The sequence below is a fragment of the Microbacterium sp. NPDC089321 genome (assembly GCF_040684935.1).
Taxonomy (GTDB): domain Bacteria; phylum Actinomycetota; class Actinomycetes; order Actinomycetales; family Microbacteriaceae; genus Microbacterium.
The window spans coordinates 216,726-236,446 of record NZ_JBFBGX010000002.1 but is presented as its reverse complement, the minus strand read 5'-3'; the positions used below and the strand labels follow the sequence as shown (position 1 = coordinate 236,446).

The 19,721-nt window shown below is 69.4% G+C and carries 15 protein-coding genes and 1 tRNA gene; 2 read left to right on the top strand and 14 right to left on the bottom strand.

The window, feature by feature from the left end:
• Window positions 1-35: 35 nt before the first annotated feature.
• The 7 genes from AB0N59_RS09130 to AB0N59_RS09100 form a co-directional block, all read right to left on the bottom strand.
• Window positions 36-1,493, bottom strand: coding sequence for an LCP family protein (locus tag AB0N59_RS09130; RefSeq protein ID WP_363481863.1), 1,458 nt, complete (start codon window positions 1,491-1,493; stop codon window positions 36-38).
• Window positions 1,490-1,957 carry a 5-(carboxyamino)imidazole ribonucleotide mutase gene (gene purE / locus AB0N59_RS09125; protein ID WP_363484167.1) on the bottom strand — a complete coding sequence of 156 codons (468 nt, stop codon included), beginning with the start codon at window positions 1,955-1,957 and terminating at the stop codon, window positions 1,490-1,492. The genes AB0N59_RS09130 and purE overlap by 4 nt, the downstream gene beginning before the upstream one ends.
• 127 nt (window positions 1,958-2,084) lie before the next feature.
• A complete protein-coding gene (locus tag AB0N59_RS09120; RefSeq protein WP_363481860.1) occupies window positions 2,085-3,206 on the bottom strand; it encodes a 5-(carboxyamino)imidazole ribonucleotide synthase in 1,122 nt (373 codons plus the stop codon).
• 64 nt (window positions 3,207-3,270) lie between these two features.
• Window positions 3,271-3,816, bottom strand: a complete 546-nt coding sequence (locus tag AB0N59_RS09115; RefSeq protein WP_363481857.1) for a PH domain-containing protein — start codon at window positions 3,814-3,816, stop codon at window positions 3,271-3,273.
• Between the two features lie 78 nt (window positions 3,817-3,894).
• Window positions 3,895-4,659: a biotin--[acetyl-CoA-carboxylase] ligase gene (locus AB0N59_RS09110; protein WP_363481854.1), complete on the bottom strand. Its 765-nt coding sequence runs from the start codon at window positions 4,657-4,659 to the stop codon at window positions 3,895-3,897.
• The gene (locus AB0N59_RS09105) at window positions 4,659-5,936 is read right to left on the bottom strand and encodes a CDP-glycerol glycerophosphotransferase family protein (protein WP_363481851.1); all 1,278 of its coding nucleotides are present in this window, start codon (window positions 5,934-5,936) and stop codon (window positions 4,659-4,661) included. The genes AB0N59_RS09110 and AB0N59_RS09105 overlap by 1 nt, the downstream gene beginning before the upstream one ends.
• Window positions 5,937-5,964: 28 nt before the next feature.
• On the bottom strand, window positions 5,965-7,188 hold the full coding sequence (locus AB0N59_RS09100) for a hypothetical protein (protein WP_363481848.1): 1,224 nt from the start codon (window positions 7,186-7,188) through the stop codon (window positions 5,965-5,967).
• Between the two features lie 118 nt (window positions 7,189-7,306).
• Here AB0N59_RS09100 and AB0N59_RS09095 point away from each other — a divergent pair, with 118 nt between their 5' ends.
• Complete coding sequence (locus tag AB0N59_RS09095) at window positions 7,307-8,326, top strand: glycosyltransferase family 2 protein (protein WP_363484164.1); 1,020 nt, start codon at window positions 7,307-7,309, stop codon at window positions 8,324-8,326.
• A gap of 50 nt (window positions 8,327-8,376) precedes the next feature.
• Here AB0N59_RS09095 and AB0N59_RS09090 read toward each other — a convergent pair whose 3' ends face one another.
• From AB0N59_RS09090 to AB0N59_RS09080, 3 genes are read right to left on the bottom strand one after another with little or no spacing between them, the layout of a single operon-like run.
• Window positions 8,377-9,813 (bottom strand): CDP-glycerol glycerophosphotransferase family protein, encoded by a 1,437-nt coding sequence (locus AB0N59_RS09090; RefSeq protein ID WP_363481845.1) that lies wholly within the window; start codon window positions 9,811-9,813, stop codon window positions 8,377-8,379.
• Window positions 9,810-11,063, bottom strand: coding sequence for a CDP-glycerol glycerophosphotransferase family protein (locus AB0N59_RS09085; RefSeq protein WP_363481842.1), 1,254 nt, complete (start codon window positions 11,061-11,063; stop codon window positions 9,810-9,812). The genes AB0N59_RS09090 and AB0N59_RS09085 overlap by 4 nt, the downstream gene beginning before the upstream one ends.
• A 54-nt stretch (window positions 11,064-11,117) precedes the next feature.
• Complete coding sequence (locus AB0N59_RS09080; protein WP_363481839.1) at window positions 11,118-12,812, bottom strand: trypsin-like peptidase domain-containing protein; 1,695 nt, start codon at window positions 12,810-12,812, stop codon at window positions 11,118-11,120.
• A 97-nt stretch (window positions 12,813-12,909) separates the two neighbouring features.
• Here AB0N59_RS09080 and AB0N59_RS09075 point away from each other — a divergent pair, with 97 nt between their 5' ends.
• Window positions 12,910-14,109: an aminotransferase class I/II-fold pyridoxal phosphate-dependent enzyme gene (locus AB0N59_RS09075; protein ID WP_363481836.1), complete on the top strand. Its 1,200-nt coding sequence runs from the start codon at window positions 12,910-12,912 to the stop codon at window positions 14,107-14,109.
• A 13-nt stretch (window positions 14,110-14,122) separates the two neighbouring features.
• Here AB0N59_RS09075 and AB0N59_RS09070 read toward each other — a convergent pair whose 3' ends face one another.
• The 4 genes from AB0N59_RS09070 to AB0N59_RS09055 all read right to left on the bottom strand — a co-directional run bounded on the left by AB0N59_RS09070 (window position 14,123) and on the right by AB0N59_RS09055 (window position 19,718).
• Window positions 14,123-14,917, bottom strand: a complete 795-nt coding sequence (locus tag AB0N59_RS09070; RefSeq protein WP_363481833.1) for a carbon-nitrogen hydrolase family protein — start codon at window positions 14,915-14,917, stop codon at window positions 14,123-14,125.
• Between the two features lie 31 nt (window positions 14,918-14,948).
• Window positions 14,949-16,442, bottom strand: a complete 1,494-nt coding sequence (locus tag AB0N59_RS09065; protein ID WP_363481830.1) for an amino acid permease — start codon at window positions 16,440-16,442, stop codon at window positions 14,949-14,951.
• Window positions 16,443-16,636: 194 nt separating this feature from the next.
• Window positions 16,637-16,710: transfer RNA gene (locus AB0N59_RS09060), tRNA-Met, on the bottom strand.
• A 92-nt stretch (window positions 16,711-16,802) separates the two neighbouring features.
• Entirely contained in the window at window positions 16,803-19,718 is a 2,916-nt protein-coding gene (locus AB0N59_RS09055) for a UPF0182 family protein (RefSeq protein WP_363481827.1), read from the bottom strand.
• Between the last annotated feature and the right edge of the window lie 3 nt (window positions 19,719-19,721).

Sequence of the window (19,721 nt, the reverse complement as noted above, 5' to 3'; positions counted from 1 at the left end):
GGTTGCGTTGCGCATCCCCAGACCCTACGCCGGGCTCAGGAGCCGTCCGGCGTCGGCGTCGGCGTCGGCGGGTGCAGCGCCTGCTGGATCATGTCACGGATGCGCGTGTAGTCGGGCTCGTGCTCGTCGACGCCCGACTCGGGCGTCAGCTCGATCTGCGCGACCTTCTGCTCCTTGGCCTTCATCACGAGGCCGAAGAACTCCGGCAGCTTGTCCTGCGGCAGATCCGTCTCGACGAGGGCCGTTCCGGCGGCCGCGATCTCGTTGAAGCGCGCGACCACGTTCTCGGGAGTGAACTGATCGAGGATGGCCACCTGCAGCTGACGCTGTCGCTTCATGCGGTCCCAGTCGCTGGTGGTGTAGCGCGACCGTGCGTACCACTGGGCGGTGTCGCCGTCCATGTGCTGCATGCCCGGTTCGATCCAGCCGGTCGCCCACTCCTCGACGGGTCGGCCGGTGTCACCCGGTCCGCCGCCCTTGGGCAGGCGCTCGGTCACCTCGATGTCGACTCCGCCGAGTGCGTCGATCAGCTCCGCGAAGGCATCCATGTCGACGAAGACGTAGTACGGGATCTCGATGCCGAGCACGCCCTCCGCAGCGTCCTTCGTGGCCTCGATGCCTGGTGCGGAGTCGTGCTGCGCGGCATCCGGATACAGGGCAGTGCCCTGATCCTCGCGGCAGACCTCCGCGGCATTGCGGACGTGGTTCATCCACGGGTTCCATCCGCACGTGCGGCTCGAGTGCCCCTCGAAACCGTTGGGGTACAGCTCCTGCATGGGGCTGCCGTCGCTGAAGGGCGCGTTCGGCAGCTCGCGCGGAATGCCCGTGATCGTCACGGCACCGCTCTCGGCGTTCACCGAGACGACGGAGATGCTGTCGAAGCGCATGGAGTCGCGGCCGTCGCCGCTGTCGGCACCCAGCAGGAGAATGTTGTAATAGCCGTCGCTGGGCGGCACGCTGGGCCCTCCGCCGCCGAAGATGCTCCCTATGGCGCCGCGGCTGGAAGCCGCGACGGTCGAGCCGTAGACGGCTCCGGATGCTGCCAGCGAGAGCACCAGGACGGATGCCACCGGCAGCGCCCACCGGGAGAGGCCAGGCACCCGGACCAGTCGCACCAGGCGCAGAGCGTCGATCGTGAGCACGATCCACAGCACCGCGTAGCCGAGGAGCAGCACCTGCACGAGCGTGAGCACGAACCACGACAGGGGACCGACGACCAGCCAGACCAGCACACCGCGGCCGAACAGGGCGAGGCCCGCGCCGATGAGCACGAGGAGCCAGCCCAGCAGGGTGGCGCCGAGGCCGAAGCGCCCGAGACGCCTGTTTCCGGCGAGCACCTGCGCCGATCCGGGGATGAGGGCGTTCAGCACGACGAGCCACCAGCCCCGTCGCGCCATCGTGGATTCGTCAGCGGTGTCGGGGTAGCGCAGCGGGCGCGTCTCGATGAGCGGCCGCCCGCCTCGCGCGGAGGCGTGCGGGGCGGCCAAGGTCACAGGGAGTCCTTCAGCCGCTGGTTCTTCTGCTCGACCTGACGCTCGAGCTCGGCCGCGTACTCCTCTACCCGATCGGCGAGAGCAGCATCGGAGGTGCCCAGGATGCGAGCCGCGAGCAGGCCGGCGTTGCGCGCACCGCCGATCGACACGGTCGCGACGGGGATGCCCGCGGGCATCTGCACGATCGACAGCAGCGAATCCATGCCGTCGAGATATGCGAGCGGCACGGGGACGCCGATGACCGGCACGGCGGTCATCGAGGCGATCATGCCGGGCAGGTGCGCTGCTCCCCCGGCTCCCGCGATGATGACGCGGACACCGCGGCTGCGTGCCTCTCGCGCGTAGCTCATCAGCTTGTCGGGCGTGCGGTGCGCCGACACGACCTCGACCTCATGCGCGATGCCGAAGTCGGTGAGCGCCTGTGAGGCGTCGCTCATCACGCGCCAGTCGGAGTCGGATCCCATCACGACGCCGACCAGGGGCGAGCTCGAGGAGTGCAGTGGCTCAGTCACCATGACAGGTTACGGGGCCCCTCTGTGAGAAGTTCGCAGCGGCACGCGCCGCGTCGACTCGTCGGCGGCGCCGATCGGCTCAGAGGAAGAGCGACGCCGCGGCGCGCGCGGTGTAGACGACGTCGTCGAGATCGTCGCCCGAGACGTTGACATGACCGACCTTGCGACCAGGGCGCGGAGCCTTGCCGTAGGTGTGGATCTTCGCCTCGGGGTGCTCCTGCATGGCGGGTGCGAATCGCTCTGCGAGCGTTCCGTCCTGCGGTCCCCCGAGGATGTTGATCATGACCGTCCACGGCTGACGCGGTTCCGTGCCGCCGAGAGGGAGGTCTGCGACGGCACGCAGGTGCTGCTCGAACTGCCCGGTGACGGCGCCGTCCTGGCTCCAGTGGCCGCTGTTGTGCGGACGCATGGCCAGCTCGTTGACCAGGATCCGCTCGTCATCGGTCTCGAAGAGCTCGACCGCGAGCATCCCTGTCACTCCGATGCCCTCGGCGATCCGCCGGCCGATCTGCTCGGCGACATCGACGAGCCGATCGGTCGCGTCAGGCGCCGGCGCGATGACCTCGGCGCACACGCCGTCACGCTGAACGGTCTCGACGACCGGATACGCGACCATGTCGCCGCTCGGGCGTCGCGCGATCTGCTGCGCCAGCTCACGGCGGAAGGAGACCAGCTCCTCGACGAGCAGCGCCTCACCGGCCGCGGCGTCGAACCAGTCGGCGGCCTCGGCGCCCGAGCGCACGACCCGCACGCCCTTGCCGTCATAGCCGCCCCGCGGCGTCTTCACCACCGCTCCGCCGCCGTGCTCGTCGATGAAGCGCTGCAGCTCGTCGGCGTCGCGCACGGGCGCCCAGTCGGGCTGCGGCACGCCGAGCTCGGCGAGCCGCGCGCGCATGACCAGCTTGTCCTGCGCGTACTGCAGGGCGTCGGGCCCCGGATGCACCTGGGCGCCGTCGGCGACGAGCGCGCGAAGCACCTCCTGCGGGACGTGCTCGTGGTCGAAGGTGATGACGTCGACGTCGCTCGCGAAGGCGCGCACGGTCTCGAGGTCGCGGTAGTCGCCCACCGCCGTGGCCGCGAGCTGGGCAGACATGCCCTCGTCCTCGGCGAGCACGCGGATGTCGAGGCCGAGTTCGACCGCAGGAGCGATCATCATCCGAGCCAGCTGTCCTCCGCCGATCACACCCACGCGCACGGTCATGCAGCGCCCCTTTCGTCGCATCCATTCTCGCGCACTCCGCGAGTGGCCTCGGACGCCGCCCGGGTCAGAAGGAGGCACTCGACGCCTGGGCGTCGCGATGAGCGAGAATCTGGTTCACCTCGACCTGGTCGGCGAGCACCTCGTGCACGAGGTTCGCCATCGGAACGTTCTGCAGTCGCAGAGGCGCGTCGACGCCGTTGCTCAGCGTGATCGTCCCGGCACCCCACAGTCGCTGCAGCGGGCCGCGGCGCACGCCGATCGAGTAGCCGCGCATGTGCGAGAGCTCCTTTCTGCGCCGGGAGCCGAGGCCCTCGCGCAGGATGACCCGGCGCGTGGTGATCGTGCAGGTGCGCGAGATCCAGAACAGATACGGCAGAACGACGAGCAGGAGGATCACGATCCCCGCGGCGGCCAGCAGCATCCAGTCCTCGAACGGAGCGGGCAGATTGCCGTAGAGGTAGGCCGTCGCACCCACGGTCGCGATGAGCAGCAGGGCCGGCCAGAAGAGCCGCCGCGCGTGGCTGCGGAAACGCGCCACCAGCAGCTCTTCGACGGGCGCACCCGGCGGCGGCATCTTCGGCCGACCGCCGAGAGTCACGGGCTGGGTCACCCCTCCATTGTGCCCGCGACCCGGCGTCGGCGCGGCAGGCCCGCCGGGCGTGCCGGATCGGGGCGTGCCGGCTTCCGCTCAGGTGAGGCGTGCGTGAACGACATCTCCGGCTGCCACTGCCCGCGCGGTCCCGTCGACGTCGACCACGAGGCACCCGTCGTGCTGCAGCCGCACAGCCCGCCCGTGCAGCGCTTCTCCGCCGGGCAGCGTGACGTCCACATCCCGGCCGATGCTGAGGCAGCGTCGCTCGGCCTCGGCATGCAGACCGGATGCGACGGCGTCGGCGCTCCTGGTGAGCTCGGCGACGAGCGCGGTGAGCGCGGACAGGTAGTCGGCCAGCAGCCTGTCGACGTCGACCCCCACGCCGAGCACGGCGAAGGAGGTCGCGGTCTGCACGGGCAGCTGGGCTTCGGTCATCGATGTGTTCACCCCGGTGCCGACGATGATCCCCCGCGCGGTGACCTCGGCGAGGATGCCGCAGATCTTCCGCCCGTCGACCAGCACGTCGTTCGGCCACTTGAGCCCCACATCGCGCCCGGGAAGCTGCGCGGCCACGGCATCCGTCATCGCGACGCCTGCCGCCAGCGGGATCCAGCCCCACGCGTCGGTGTCGTCCGGCAGATCACGCAGCAGCGTCGACACGGCGAGCGCCGAGCCCGCCGGGGTCGCCCACGTGCGATCCAGGCGGCCGCGGCCGGCCGTCTGCGCATCTGTGAGCAGCACCGCGGGATGCCCCAGGCGCTCCCCCGCGTCGACACGGCCTCGCAGCTCGGCGTTGGTCGAGCCGCAGGTGTCGAGGACTATGAGCGGGTCGGCGAGCGCGCGCGTGCGCGGCAGCCGCATCAGTCGTCGTCCTCCGGGGCGTCGTCGTCATCGTCGTCGGTGACATCGCCGCCGGCATCCCGGGCGTGCCACTCGTCCCATCTCTGCATGAGCTGCTCGATCGCGGCGTGGAACTTCGCGGTCGCCGACCCCGGCGCGGTGTCGCCGAAGTAGTGCTGCACCCAGGTGCGCAGGCGCGTGACCGCCTCGTCGTCGGCCGCGACCCGCTCGACCTCGGCGACGATGTCGGCGGCGCCGTCGACGGTGAGCCACTCGCACGCTGAGAGATACCCGGTGGTGTCGATGGATGCGCGCTCGTCGGCCGGTCGCGTGATCAGCAGCGGCTTGCCGGCGGCGAGCCGGTCATAGACCATCGCCGAGATGTCGACCACCGCGACGTCGGCGGCGGCGAGCTGCCAGCCGAGCTCCGGTCCGTCGTCATAGACGTGCTGCGCTGCGGCATCTGCGGCATTCGCCTCCGCGATCGCCGCCAGGATCCGCCGGTGCGCCGCGCCGTACTCGTCGTCGACCACGCCGCTGCGCGGGTGCGGACGGTAGATCACCCGGTGATGTCCTGTGGCCAGAAGCCGGGCGACGAGCGTCTCGCCGTGCGAGGCGATCGACCCGTAGTGCGCCGAGGGACGGTCTCCCTCCCAGGTGGGCGCGTAGAGCACGACCTGACGCTCGTCCGGCGTGTACGGGAGGGTGCCTGAATAGTGGTCGGCCTGCGGTCGGCCGATCTCGATGGCGCGCTTGTCGAGGTCGTAGTCCCACAGAGTGCGGCTCAGCCGCTCCCTCGCCGCCTGACCCGCGATCAGCGCGTAGTCGTACGCCTTGTACTGATTAGTGGTCATGTACATCTTGTCGGACTCGCCGTGGTTGATGAACACGTGCCAGCGACGGCCGTAGCGGAACATCTGGAAGTTGCGGGTGTTCTGGTTCACGTAGAGGACGATGCGGATGTCCTGCGTGGAGATGAACTTCTCGAGATCGCGCACGGTCGGCACGAAGGCCACCGGCGGCCCGTCCTCCTCGATCAGCTTCTCGGCGCCGGTCGCGCTGCGCGAGAGCACGACGACGGGCCAGCGCTTCGCGAGCTCGGCGAGCGGACGGTACCACTGACGCATCTGGTACATGTTGACCGCGCCGTCAGCGAAGTAGACCGCGATCCGGTAGTGCTGATGCGGATGCGGCCCCTGCGCAGCGAGACGACGACGCACCCGCTGCACGGCTGAACGCGAGGCGAGGGCCTTCTGCAGCAGTCGATACGCCTTCTTGCCATCTGAGACCACACCCATCCCTCCAGGATACCGGCGGCGGCGCATCTCAGGCCTCGGGATGCCCGGCCGCCGCCTCCCAGAGGCGATCGATCGCCGCCTCGAATCGGGCGGTCGCAGCCCCGGGCGAGGTGTCGCCGAAATACCGCGCCGACCAGCGACTCAGCCTGTCGATCGCCTCGGCATCGACGCGCACGCGTTCGATCGCCGCCACCCCGTCCCGGGCGGCCTCGTCGGCCGTGAGCCATTCGCAGGCCGAGAGGTATCCGCTCGCGTCGATCTCCGCCTCAGAGCTCGCCGGACGGGTGACGAGCAGGGGGCGCCCTGTGGCGAGCCGGTCGTAGATCATCGCAGAGACATCGAGGACGGCCACGTCGGCAGCCGTCAGCTGCCATCCGATCTCGGGCCCGTCGTCGTGCACGTGGCGCGCTGAGGGGTCCGCCTCGTTCGCCGCCGCCAGCAGCCCCGCGATCCGCTCGCTGGCGGCCCGATAGTCGTCGTCCATGACCCCCGTGCGGGGGTGGGGGCGGTAGATCACGCGATGCCGGCCGGTGGCCACCAGCGCCTCCACGAGCGCCACGCCGTGCGTGCGCACCGACCCGTAGGCCATCGAGGCCCTGTCGCCCTCCCACGTCGGCGCGTACAGCACCACCGTCCGTTCATCCGGCGCGAACGGCAGGTCGCCGGTGAAGTGATCCGCCTGCGGGCGGCCGATCATCGTCGTGCGCGTGTCGACGTCGTAGTCCCACAGGGCGTCGGCGAGACGGTCGCGTGCAGCCTCTCCTGCGATGAGCGCATGGTCGTACGCCTTGTACTGATTGCTGGTCATGTAGACCTTGTCGGACTCGCCGTGATTGATGAAGACGTGCGTGCGCCGGCCGTACCGGAACATCTGGAAGTTGCGGGTGTTCTGATTCACGTAGAGCACGACCCTGATGTCCTGTTCGGCGAGGAACTCCTCCAGCTCGCTGATCTCGGGCACGAAGGCGACGGGCAGCGCGTCGTCGCGCAGCAGCGCCTCGGCGCCCAGCGGCGAGCGTGAGATCACGACGACGGGGTGCCGCTCGGTCAGCCGTCGCAGCGGCCGGTACCACTGGCGGATCTGGTACATGTTCACGTCGGTGTCGGCGAAGTAGACGGCGATCCTGAAACGGTGCGGCGGCAGCGGCGGCCTGCCGGCCAGCATCTGCCGCACGCTCTGACGCGCCGCACGGATCCGCATCGCGCGGCGCAGCAGCCGGTACGCCTTCTTCGCATCTCGCAGTGCGTCCATCCCGGCGACGCTAACCGCCGAACCTCCGAATCGCCCGAACCGGGCGGCCGAGGGCGCATGACATGATCGACACGTGCACGATGACGACAGGATCACCTCCGCCGGCGTCTCGTTCGTGATGCCCGTGCTGAATGAGCGCGCGTATCTCGAGCACGCGGTGCGCTCGGTCCTCGAGCAGGATGTGGACGGCCCGACCGAGCTGGTGCTCGCTCTCGGTCCGTCGAGCGACGGCACGACCGAGCTGGCGCGCCGCCTCGCGTCCGAGGACGGGCGGATCCTGCTCGTCGACAACCCCGCGGCGCACATCCCGGTGGGACTGAATGCGGCGATCCGCGCCAGCACCCATGCGACGATCATCCGGGTCGATGCCCATTCCGAGCTCTCGCCCGGGTACGCGCGACGTGCTCTCGAGACGCTCCAGCGCACGGGAGCAGCGAACGTCGGCGGTGTGATGCGAGCCGATGGCCGCACCCCGTTCCAGCGCGCGGTCGCACGGCTGTACAACTCCCCCGTCGGGCTGGGCGGCGGCGCGTACCACGGCAGCGATCATGAGGGCGAGGCCGAGTCGGCGTACCTCGGTGTCATGCGCCGCGACGTCATCGAACAGGTCGGCCTGTTCGATGAGACGATCCGCCGCGGCGAGGACTGGGAGCTGAACCTGCGCATCCGACAGGCAGGGCACCTGGTGTGGTTCGATCCGGCGCTGTCGGTCACGTACTGGCCGCGAGAGAGCTGGGTGCGCCTGGCGCGGCAGTTCCGGGCCACGGGAGCCTGGCGCGGTGAGCTCGTGCGCCGCTTCGGCCGCAGCAACGGACTTCGGTACTTCGCTCCGCCGGCGCTCGTCATCGTGACCGCCGTGGCTCTGCTGACCGGCATCCTGCAACTCGTCGGCGTGCTGCGCGGCGTCGCCGCCCTGGTCGCCTCGGTCGTGTATCTGCCATTGATCGCGTACGCGCTGCTCGTCATCGGCGTCGGCCTCGCCGGCCGGGGCGGGGCGCGCCAGCGACTGTGGACCATGGCCGTGCTGCCCACGATGCACTTCTCCTGGGGTTTGGGCTTCATCGGCGGAGCGCTGCGCGGCGCCCGCGACACCGTCGACGCATCACGGCTCGGCTCGCGCAACACGCCGCTCCCCTGACCGCCGCGCGGTCACACGTCCGGACGTCCGGACGTCAGGACGTCAGGACGTCAGACGGTCAGCCACCCCTGGTCGAGGATGCGCGAGACGACCCGATCGGCCGCCTCACCGTCGTCACGACGGTTGAACTGCGACCGCCAGGCCGCGTAGCGCTCACGGAATGCCTCCGGCACCTCGAGGTCGTCGAGGGCGCGCACGAGCTCGTCCTGACTGTGCACGAGCGGACCCGGGGCCCGCTCGGCGAGATCGAAGTAGAACCCGCGCAGCTGGCCGCGGTAGTGCTCGAGGTCGGGCACGAGGAAGAACATGGGTCGACCGGTCACGCTGAAGTCGAACATCACCGAGGAGTAGTCGGTGACGAGGACGTCGGCGATGAGCAGAAGCCGGGCCGTCTCGGGATAGCCCGTGACGTCGATCACGCGCGCTCCCGCGTGATCGCGTCCGGGGCGAATGGTCCGCGAATGCCCGCGCACGAGCACGACGGAGTCGGTCTGCTCTGCCAGCAGCTGCGGATCGACGAAGTCCACCATCTCCGAGCGGTCGTCGCGCCACGTGGGCGCGTACAGGATGACCCGCTCATCGGCGCCGATCCCGAGCGCCTTCCGGACGGGCGCCGGGTCGCCGTTCACCAGGACGTCGTTGCGCGGATACCCCTCGACCCAGATCGGCTTGCCGAAGAACGCGTACGCCTTCTTGAGGATGCGCGCGGCGTACGGGTTCTGCGCGAGGAGCACATCCCACCGGCGTGATTCCTTCACGACCGCCGCCATGCGCCGCGGATCGAACCCGGGCCGGTGCAGGGCGAGCCGTTTGAGCGGCGTGCCGTGCCAGGTCTGCAGCACGATCTGACCGGGTTTGCGCACGAACCTGCGTCGCAGCCAGTCGTTGACGACGAGGATCCGCGATTCGGCGCGGGCGCGCCACCACTCGGGGCCGCCTTCCACCACGGCGATGGCGCCGTCAGGCACCTCCACCGACAGATCGGTGACGCTCCAGTACCTGGTCACCGACGGCGCGCGCTCGGCGAGCACGCGGTCGATCGCACGGGGATTGCATCCCGCCGTCTGTCCGTAGAAGCTCTCGAAGAACACCGCGTTCTCGCCGGCGCCGATCTGGGACGCGTACCGCTGCTCGAGGGTGCGCTGCCCCTCGACGGTCTCGTAGATGGGCGCGATCGGCGGAGCGATCGTGACGACGGCGCCTCGCACCTCGATGCGCAACCCGGGAAGAAGGGCGGGCTCGAGCTCGGCCCCGTCGACGTCCGCGCCGTCGACCGTCAGCTCGTACTGCCCGGCCGGCAGGGGGAGCTCCGCTCCTCCCCAACGAGAGATCCGAAGAGGCAGAGTCGCCTTCCAGGTCTTCCCTCCGCCGGTGAGTCGGGCCGAGACCCGGGCACGCGGCCCGACCAGTGCCGCGGATGCCGGGCGTGCACCCGTTCCCGAGATGATCAGGGTCTGCGTCTGCTCATCGATCCGAGCGGTGGTCATCGTGCTCCCTTCGGCGCGGGGATGCCGCGCGCGCGGATGGCCTGGTACACGCGCCGGGCGTTCTGCCCGTCGCGGTATGCGTGCATGTGGCTGCTGAGCTCAGCGGATCGCGCCGAGCGCTCGGCCCGCACCGCGTCATCCGACAGCACGGCGTCGAGCTGATCGAGCGCCGTCTCCCAGTCGGTCGCGCTGTCGTCGCCGGCGACGTCGGAGTAACGACCGTAGAATCCGCGCTCGAGAGCGTACCTGTCGGCATCCGGCGCGAGATATACGACGGGCATCGCCAGCAGCCCCACGTCGTACGCCATCGACGAGTAGTCGGTGATGAGCACGTCGACGCGCGGCAGCGCCGGCGTCACATCGGGCAGCAGGTCGGAGTTCAGCATCCGCACCCGGCCGCTCGACCACGGCGGGGCGTACGCCCCCTCCCCCAGCGGGTGCGAGCGGATGAAGAGGATCGCGTCGTGCTTCTCGAGGAGGCGCACGATGTCCACCCACTGAGCGGCCGTCGGCACGGCAGGGTCCGGGGCGCCGTCGCGCCAGGTCGGGGCGTAGAGCAGCACCCGCTGATGGGCGAGGACCGGGCCGGTGCGGGTGAGCAGCTGTGCGGCGTCCGTGCGTCGCTGCTGATCGGTGCCTGCCGAGAGCACGTCTACCCGCGGCTCCCCTGTGACGACGACGCGGTCGTCACCGAGGCCGAAGGCTGATTCCAGTCGCCCCCGCGAGCGGTGCGAAGCGGCCGGCAGCACCTGGATGCGCTGAGCGGCACCGCGGTAGAGCACCGTCAGCAGCCTGCGCAGAACGGCTGCGCCCGGCACCCCCTGTGGCACCTGCGCGGTGATCGGCGAGTCGAGGCCGATCCGCTTGAGCGGGATGCCGTGCCACAGCTGCACGACGAATGCGTCGCTGCTGCCGTAGCGGTTGACGTCGCCCAGACCGTGCGTCACGACGACGACGCCCGCCCTGATGGTCGCCCACCAGCCGCGGAGGCTGTCGCGCGGAACCGTGCGGATGCCGAGAGCGCCCGCGTCATCGGCATCCCGTGAGGAGCGCGCCAGCCACAGCACCCGGTGCCCTTCCTCGCTCGCGATGCGGTGCAGAGCGAGAGCGCCGTCGCCGATGCCGGCTCCACAGCCGAACACCCACCGGTCGCCGCGCGGGATCAGCAGCGCCGCGATGCGTCCGGCGGCATACAGCGGGATCCGGAGCAGCTTCGCCGCGTTTCCGGTGCCGAAAGAGAAGGACGCCACCCCGCGAGCCTATCGCGGGGTGGCGTCCTGACCGGGGAGCCGGCTGACCCCAGCTCAGAGCTGCAGTTCGCCGAGCGTCACCTCTGCCTCGTAGGTCTTTCCCGAGCGCACATAGCTCAGCGTCGCGTCGCTGCCTGCGGCCGCCGCACGCACCTGCGCGGTCAGGTCGCTCGCTCCGGTGATCGGCACGCCGTTGAACTTCGTGACGATGTCGCCGCGCTTGAGACCCGCGTCTGCGGCTGCGCCACCGGGCGTCGGAGTGTCGATCACCGCGCCGGCGACCGAGGCGTTCTGAACACTCGATGCGTCGCGCACCGTCGCGCCGAGCAGGCCGTGCGTCGCCGCGCCGTCTGCGATGATCTCGTCGGCCACGCGCTGGGCGATGTTGGAGGGGATCGCGAAGCCGAGGCCGATGGAGCCGGCCTCGCTCGACGCCGACGATCCGCCTGCCGTCGCGATCGCGACGTTGATGCCGATCAGGCTGCCCTTGCTGTCGACGAGCGCACCGCCGGAGTTGCCGGGGTTGATCGCCGCGTCGGTCTGGATCACGGCGATCGAGATCGACTGCTTCGCCTGCTGCTGGCCCATGCCCGGGATGTCGAACTGGAACGGGTTGCCGCTGTCGCCCTGTTCGCCCTCGCTGTCCGGCTGCTGTGCCGAGTTGTCTGGCAGCGCCGACGACGCGACCTCGATGCTGCGGTTCAGCGCGCTGACGATCCCCGTGGTGACGGAGTTCGACAGGCCGAGGGGCGCTCCCACCGCGACGGCCGTATCGCCGACGTTGAGCTTGCCCGAGTCGGCGAACTCGATCGGCGTGAGCTCCTTGGCGTTCTTCAGCTTGATGACGGCGAGGTCGTAGACGGGGTCGGTGCCCACGATGCTGGCCTCGTAGATCCGCCCGTCGGACGTGGTGACGCGCACGGTCGGATCGGCGGCGGCGCCGCCGAGGGTGACGACGTGCGTGTTGGTCAGCACGTGACCCTCCTTGTCGAGGATGACTCCCGAGCCGCTGCCGGATTCATTGGAGCCTGCGACCTCGATGGTGACCACGGATGGCAGCACTTCACTGGCGATCGCGGTGGTCTCGTTGACCGATCCCGGGTTGTTGACAGTGACGCTCTGCGGGCCGGACGCCGACTGCGAGGCGGGCTGGTCGAACACGGCGTTCCCGAGGGCGCTGCCGCCGAAACCGGCCACGCCGCCGACCAGGGCGGCAGCGAGGATGAGCCCGGCGATCTTCACGGGCCCGCCGCTCTTCTTCTGCCCGGACGAGGCCGAGGGATCCGGTGCCGCGATCAGCGTCGGATCGAGCGTGAGCGTCTGCTGCTCGCCGGCCTGACCCGATCCGCCGGCGTGCGGAGCACGCGGCTGACCGCCCTGGTACTGTCCGGCGTAAGGCTGTCCGGAATGGGGCGCGGAGCCGAAGGCCGTTCCGGGCCGTGCGGATGCGCCCGGCTGAGCGGGCGTGGCGGGCGGTGTGCCGTACTGCGCGGGGGCGCCGGGGTGCGGCGGAACCGGCGGCTGCCACGGCTGCCCTGAGCTCGGCTGAGCCGAACCGGGCTGAGCCGAACCGGGCTGAGCCGAACCCTGCTGAGCCGAACCGGCCTGCCCCGTCTCGGTCCGCGGAGCCGTCGCATCGGAGCCGAAGTGCGGGGGGACGTGCTGCCCGGACGCGGACGACGGCGGAGTCTGAGCTGCGTTCGCCGCCTCGGGGTTCGAGGGCTGGTCTGGGGTGCTGTTGTCGTTCATCTTCTGCTCCTTCTCGAGGCCCTATCAGAGTGACAACCGAGTCTGTGCGTTTCGTATGCCGCGGATGAAATTCGCCTATGGTCTTAGCCTGTCTTGCATGGATGTCATCTCAGGAGCCTGGCGCCGCACGGCAGCGGGCGCCGGCCTGCTGTCCCCTGACGGCCGGGTCGCGCCCACCATCTTCGCCGAGATGTCGGCCGCCGCCGCCCGCACAGGGTCGGTGAACCTCGGCCAGGGATTCCCCGACGAGGACGGACCGGCCGAGGTCCTGGAGGCGGCGAGGGAGGCGATCGCGCAGGGCGCGAATCAGTATCCGCCCGGCCGCGGCATCCCGGATCTGCTCGCCGCGATCACCGAGCATCAGCGGCGCTTCTACGGGCTGCAGGTCGACCCCGACACCGAGGTCCTGGTCACCGCCGGGGCCACCGAGGCCCTCGCCGCAACACTGCTCGCGCTGATCGACGGGCCCGACGACGAGGTCGTCGTCTTCGAGCCGTACTACGACTCGTACGCCGCGGTGGTCGCGCTCGCCGGCGCACGGCTGCGCACCGTGCCTCTGCGCCGTCCGGACTTCCAGCCCGACCTCGACCAGCTGGCTGCGGTCGTCAACGACCGCACGCGAGTGATCCTGGTCAACGATCCGCACAACCCCACCGGCACCGTGTTCACCCCCGAGGTGCAGACGGAGGTGATCCGGCTGGCGTCCCGGTTCGACGCGATCATCGTCACCGACGAGGTGTACGAGCACCTCTCCTTCCACACACGGCACGTGCCGATCGCGTCGCTGCCCGGTGCGGCCGAGCGGACGCTGACGATCTCGTCGGCCGGCAAGACGTTCTCCACCACGGGGTGGAAGATCGGCTGGATGCATGGCCCTGCAGCCCTCATCACCGCCGTGCTGACGGTCAAGCAGTTCCTCACCTACGTGAACGGGTCGGCGTTCCAGCCGGCGATCGCGGTCGGCCTCCGCCTGCCGGACTCGTACTTCGACGAGGCGGCCGCGGTCATGCTGCGCAAGCACGAGCTCCTGGCTGACGGGCTGCGCGCCGCCGGCCTCGACGTCTTCGTCCCGCAGGGCGGCTACTTCACGGTGGCCGACGCGAGTGCTCTCGGTGGAGCGGATGCCGCCGCGTTCTGCCGTGCGCTGCCCGAGCGCGCCGGCGTCGCGGCGATCCCGATCAGCGCCTTCGTCGCTCGCGAGAACCAGGCGCAGTACGCGGGACTCGTCCGGTTCGCCGCGTGCAAGCGCGTCGAGGTGATCGAAGAGGCCGCCAGGCGGCTGTCCGGCCTCCGCTGAGGCACCCGGACGATCAGCGGGGCACGACCCGGTAGCGGCGCAGCCGCAGCGACGGATTCGCCTCCCTCGTGCGCGCGATGAGACCGGGCTCCAGCGATGCCACAGCCACTCCCTCCCCCGCGCTGACGCCGGCGACGACGACGCCCAGCGGGTCGATCACCTGCGAGTACCCCACCCCGATCGGCGCAGGATGGTCGGCCGCGATCACGTAGGCGGTGTTCTCGATGGCGCGCGAGGTGAGCAGGGTGTTCCAGTGGTGCTCCTTGAGCGGCCCGCGCACCCATTCGGCCGGCACGATCAGGGCATCCGCGCCCGCATCCATCAGCGTCCTCGCCACCTCGGGGAACCGCAGGTCGTAGCAGGTCATGAGTCCGAAACGCATCCCGAGAGCGTCGAACACGGCGGCCTCCCCGAGCTCCCCCGGCTCGATCCAGTCGGACTCCCGCTGACCGAACGCGTCATAGAGGTGCTGCTTGCGATACACCGCCTGCACACCGGCATCCGAGATCGCGACGACGGTGTTGTGCACGCGACCCGCATCGGCCGTCTCGACCATCCCGGCGACCACGACGACGCCGTGCTCTGCGGCCAGCGCACGCAGAACGGTGACGAACTCGCCGTCGAGCCCCTCGGCATGCGCCGCGAGGGTGTCATCCATCGGGTTCACGAAGTAGTTCGAGTACTCCGGCAGCACGACGACGCCGGCACCGCCGGCCGCGGCCTGCGCGACCAGCTCGGCGATCCGTCCGCGGTTGTGCTCGGGCGAGTCGGCGGGAGCGAACTGGCAGACGGCGACGAGTGCGGACATACCCTCATCTTCCCGCATTCGCGAGCCGCCGTCAGTGTCGTCCGTCGGAGCGCCTCTGCCCATCATGACCGTCATCGGCGGTCGCGTACGCATCTCCGGATGCTGAGGCATCGCCGATCACGGGTATCGCAGCGGTCTCGTCGACGAGCTCCATGCGACGGCGCCCGGCACCCCGCACGAACCCCACGTACACGACGGCGAGCAGAGCGATCCACACGGCGCCGACCATGAGTGCGGCTCTGGTGTCGGGGATCACCCCGATCAGCACGATGACGAGCGCGATGACGGCCATCGCGAGATAGCTGCCGACCGGCCACAGCGGCGCGGGGAACTCCGACGGCGGGCTGTTCCGGCGGCTGATCTCGGCCTTCATCCGCGCGTGCGAGATCAGGATCATCAGCCACACCACAACAGTCGCGAACGTCGCCAGCGCGGCGATGAGGAAGAAGATCTGGTCGTGGAACCAGATGTTCAGCAGAACGCCGAAGAGCAGTGCGCAGACCATGGCCAGCACCGTGAGGAACGGCACGCCCGACTTCGTGGTCCGCGCGAAGGCGCGCGGTGCCTGCCCCTGCCCTGCCAGCCCGTGCAGCATGCGGCCGGCGGCGAAGATGTCTGCGTTTATGGCCGAGAGCGCGGCGGTGATGACGACGAGGTTCAGGACGCCGGCCGCGCCCTCGAGACCCAGCCCGCTGAAGATCGACACGAAGGGGCTCGCCTCGCCGTCGATCGTGTGCCATGGCTGGATCATCATGATGACGGTCAGCGCGAGCACGTAGAACAGCAGGATGCGCACGGGCACGGACTTGATCGCCCTCGGCAGGATCTTCTTCGGGTCCTCCGCCTCGCCCGCGGTGATGCCGATGACCTCGGTGCCGCCGAACGAGAACAGGACGATCGTGAGCGATGCGAGCAGACCCCACAGGCCGTGGGGTGCGAAGCCGCCCTCGGCGAACAGGTTCGACACGCCCGTCTGGTGACCCGCCGGGTTCGAGAAGCCGAACACGATGATCGCGATCCCGCCGGCGATCATCGCGACGATGGCGACGATCTTGATCAGCGCGAACCAGAACTCGAGCTCGCCGAACACCTTGACGCTGGCGAGATTCACCGCGGCGATCACGAAGACGACCGCGAGGATCCACACCCACCGCTCCACCTCGGGGAACCAGAAGCCCATGTACACCCCGAACGCCGTGACATCGGCGAGCGCCACCACGAACATCTCGAAGGTGTACGTCCACCCCGTGAGGAAGCCGGCGAAGGGCCCCACGTAGCGGGACGCGTACTGGCCGAAGGATCCCCCGACCGGGTGACGCACCGCCATCTCTCCGAGCGCGCGCATGACCAGGAAGATCACCGCGCCGCCGATCATGTACGCGATGAGCACGGCGGGGCCTGCGGTCTGGATGGCGGCCGATGAACCGTAGAAGAGCCCTGTGCCGATCGCCGACCCGAGAGCCATGAACTGGATGTGCCGGGCGGTGAGCCCGCGGCGGAGGCCGCCTCCGGTCGTCTCTGTCATGCTCACGCTTCTCCTTCGAACGGGATCGGACGGTCGCGCGACGACCGGTTCCATCGATGAAAGCTCACGGCCGACAGCCATCCAGGCCGGCCGGCGGCTTTTCTGTCTGAGATCCCAGATATCCACGAGCTCGGCGGCGCGGTCGCTGCGGGAACGCAGAAGGCCCGGTCCTTGCGGACCGGGCCTTCTTCTTGTTGCGGGGACAGGATTTGAACCTGCGACCTCCGGGTTATGAGCCCGGCGAGCTACCGAACTGCTCCACCCCGCGGCACGTCTTAAAGCCTAACACGGCTTCGGACAGAGGGCGAATCGAGGCCGCCGGCAGGCGCACACGGGCGTGTCGCGCCTGCCGGCACTCCCCTACTCCTTAGCGGCTTCGTCCTCGAGAGCGAGCAGCTTCTCGATCGCCGCCGTGAGCTTCTTGTCCTCTGCGGCGAACTTCTCGAGGTCTCCGGCCTTGAGCGCGGCCTCGCGGGCCGACAGCGCGGCGCGTGCCTGTTCGAGCGCCGTCACGGCCTCTCCGGTCGGAGGCGTGCTGCCCTCGTCCGGATCGGCCGGGGCATCCGGATCGGCCGGCGTCTCGGGATCCGTCGGCTCGACGTCGCCGTCACCGCCCGACGCACCGGCGTCACCGCCGAACAGCACGTCGAGCGCCTCGGTCAGAGTGTCTTCGAACGCGACCCGGTCGCCGAACGCGACCAGCACCTTGCGCAGGTTCGGCAGCTTGGTGCCCTCGGACGACTGCACGAAGATCGGCTGCACGTACAGCAGACCCCCACCGACCGGCAGAGTCAGAAGGTTGCCGTACTTGACATCCGACTTTCCGAGCGTGAGGACGTTCAGCTTGTTGGCGATCTCGGTATCGGAGTCGAACGTGTTCTGCACCTGACCCGGACCGGGCACTGTGGTGTTCGTGTCGATCTCGAGCAGACGCATCTTGCCGTAGCCCTCGGCCTTCACGCCCTTCTTGTTCCCGGCATCCGAATCCACCGCGAGATACCCCATCAGCACCTCACGGGTGTCGCCCTGCGCGGAGGCGGGGATGAAGGTCGAGAACATCGAGAAGCGCGGCTCGTCCTGGCCCGGCATCTTCATCGACAGGTAGTACGGCGGCTGCAGGCGGTCCTTGGCGCGCGGGTCATCCGGCGTCTGCCAGCGGTTGTCCTCCTGTGCGAAGGAGCGCGCGTCGTCGATGTGGTAGACGCCCAGCACGTCGCGCTGCACCTTGAAGAGGTCGGTCGGATAGCGCACGTGGCTCATCAGGTCGCCCGACATCTCGCTGATCGGCTCGACGGTCGACGGGTACACCTTCTGCCACGCCTTGAGGATGGGGTCCTCGGCATCCCACGCGTACAGCTTCACCGAGCCGTCATAGGCGTCGACCGTGGCCTTCACCGAGTTGCGGATGTAGTTGATGTTGTCGAACGAGACGACGGATGCCGGGGTGCGGGAGTCCGCGATGGCGTCCTTCAGGCTGACCGTCTTCGAGTACGGGTAGGTCGCGCTCGTGGTGAAGCCGTCGACGATCCACACGATGCGACCGTCGACCACGCTCGGGTACGGGTCGTTGTCGAGCGTCAGATACGGCGCGACCTTGCCCACGCGGGTCTTCGGGTCGCGGTCGTAGAGGATCTGCGACTCCGAGTTGACCAGGTTCGAGAACAGGATCTGCTCAGACTGGAACTTCATCGCGTAGAGCAGCTTGACGAAGGTGTTGCCGATGCGGGGACCGCCGTCGCCCTCGAAGGTCGTCTTCGTGTCGCTCGCGCCGTCCTGACCGCGCGGGTAGTCGATCTCGACGGGCTCGGTGCCCTTCGGCGCGCCGACGATGGAGTACTCGGGCGACGACTCGCCGAAGTACACGCGCGGCTGGAACTTCTCGCTGTCGGTGAGGAATCCCGATGACGGGATCCCCTGCTCGAGGAACACGGGCTCGCCGTCGCTGGTGCGCTGGTTTCCTGCCAGAGCCACCAGACCGTAGCCGTGGGTGTACACGGCGGCGCGGTTGTTCCAGCTGTCTCCGCCGCCGAGCTTGGTCATGTCGAGGTCTCGCACCGAGACGACGGTGTCCTGCGACTTGCCGTCGATCTCATAGCGGTCGACGTCGAGCTCGGGAGCGAACTGGTAGTACGAGCGGTACTGCTGCAGCTGACGGACGGTCGGGCTGATGATGGCCGGGTCCATGATGCGGACGGATGCCGTGGTCTGGGCGTCCTCACGCAGCTGGCCGGGCTCGGTGTCGGTCGCGGCGGCGAACGGCGTGACCTCCATGTCGGCGACCCCGTACGCCTCCTTCGTGCTCTCGATGCTCCGATCGTAGAACTCCGCCTGGTAGGCGTTCTCGTTCGGCTTCACCTGGAAGGTGGTGACCACCCACGGGTAGCCGATGCCGACGACGAGCGAGGCGACGACGAAGAGCGCTGTGGCCACGAGCGGGAACCGCCAGCGGCCGATGACCGCCGTCACGAGGAAGAGCACTGCCACCACGGCAGCGATGATCGACAGGATCGCGAGACCGGGAATGGTCGCGTTCGCGCCGGTGTACGCCGCACCCGTGATGCGCCCCTCCGGCTGCACGAGGGTCAGGTACCGGTCGAGCCACAGGCTGACGGCCTGCACCGCGAGGTAGAGACCTGCCAGCACGGCGAGCTGGATGCGGGCGGGCTTCGAGATCCGAAGCTCACGCTGGCCGATGCGCACCGAGCCGTAGAGGTACGACACCAGTGCGGTGATGACGAGGCAGAGCAGCAGCACCGCCGACGCGAACGCCAGCAGCGCCGAGTAGAACGGCATCGCGAAGAGGTAGAACCCGGTGTCGACGCCGAACTGCGGGTCGAGAGTCTCGGTGGTGACGCCGTTCGCCCAGAGCCAGGCGGTCTTCCAGTTGCCTGCGGCGGCGAAGCCGGCGAAGACGCCGAAGAACACCGGCATCCCCCACATCGCCAGACGACGCAGGGGCTCGATGACCTCCTGGTAGCGGTCGAGCTGCGAGCTCAGCCGCACATAGACCGGACGCAGCCGGTAGGCGAGCTGGATGCAGAGGAAGATCGGCAGCGCCATGCCGAGGAACCCCACGGCGAACATCGTGGCGGTGGCGATCCACTGGGTGGTCAGCACCGAGGAGAACTCGAGCTGGTCGAACCAGAGGAACTCGGTGTAGAGGGAGGAGAACACGAAGAACGCCGCGATGAGGGCGGCGATGATCGCCACCGAGATCGCGAGGATCCGACGTGAGGTGCTGGGTGTGGCCGGCTGCGGCGCTGAGGTCGAGGTCACCGT

Excerpts from the sequence above, each read along its gene's own strand:
- purE (WP_363484167.1), bottom strand. The coding sequence starts at position 1,957 with ATGGGATCCGACTCCGACTGGCGCGTGATGAGCGACGCCTCACAGGCG.
- AB0N59_RS09120 (WP_363481860.1), bottom strand. The coding sequence starts at position 3,206 with ATGACCGTGCGCGTGGGTGTGATCGGCGGAGGACAGCTGGCTCGGATG.
- AB0N59_RS09110 (WP_363481854.1), bottom strand. The coding sequence starts at position 4,659 with ATGCGGCTGCCGCGCACGCGCGCGCTCGCCGACCCGCTCATAGTCCTC.
- AB0N59_RS09105 (WP_363481851.1), bottom strand. The coding sequence starts at position 5,936 with ATGGGTGTGGTCTCAGATGGCAAGAAGGCGTATCGACTGCTGCAGAAG.
- AB0N59_RS09100 (WP_363481848.1), bottom strand. The coding sequence starts at position 7,188 with ATGGACGCACTGCGAGATGCGAAGAAGGCGTACCGGCTGCTGCGCCGC.
- AB0N59_RS09095 (WP_363484164.1), top strand. The coding sequence starts at position 7,307 with ATGCCCGTGCTGAATGAGCGCGCGTATCTCGAGCACGCGGTGCGCTCG.
- AB0N59_RS09090 (WP_363481845.1), bottom strand. The coding sequence starts at position 9,813 with ATGACCACCGCTCGGATCGATGAGCAGACGCAGACCCTGATCATCTCG.
- AB0N59_RS09080 (WP_363481839.1), bottom strand. The coding sequence starts at position 12,812 with ATGAACGACAACAGCACCCCAGACCAGCCCTCGAACCCCGAGGCGGCG.
- AB0N59_RS09075 (WP_363481836.1), top strand. The coding sequence starts at position 12,910 with ATGGATGTCATCTCAGGAGCCTGGCGCCGCACGGCAGCGGGCGCCGGC.
- AB0N59_RS09070 (WP_363481833.1), bottom strand. The coding sequence starts at position 14,917 with ATGTCCGCACTCGTCGCCGTCTGCCAGTTCGCTCCCGCCGACTCGCCC.
- AB0N59_RS09065 (WP_363481830.1), bottom strand. The coding sequence starts at position 16,442 with ATGACAGAGACGACCGGAGGCGGCCTCCGCCGCGGGCTCACCGCCCGG.